Here is a 235-nt window from a genome sequence, read left to right on the forward strand (position 1 = left end):
GAACAAAACCCGCTTTACCTAGAACGATAATTTGTTTGAATGCGTTGATAGATAATCCGAGTATTTCATTTTCGAACAACTTTTGATATTCGAGAACACTAGCACATTCAGGGATCAACTCGCCATCTTTATGTATTTTAAACATATTAGGTTTAATGCCGCGCTGAATAAAATAATCGTGTCCTTTGATTCGAATTTTACCTTCAACCACGAGTTGCTTTTTGTTGTACGAGTT

The 235-nt window shown here is 35.3% G+C and carries 1 protein-coding gene; it reads right to left on the reverse strand.

Annotated elements, in window-relative coordinates; all coding sequences use genetic code 11:
• A partial coding sequence (locus RMT89_RS45470) for a hypothetical protein (protein WP_315889607.1) occupies positions 1-211 on the reverse strand: 211 nt, incomplete at its 3' end.
• Positions 212-235: the final 24 nt, after the last annotated feature.

The organism is Streptomyces sp. P17 (genome assembly GCF_032436805.1).
GTDB lineage: Bacteria > Actinomycetota > Actinomycetes > Streptomycetales > Streptomycetaceae > Streptomyces.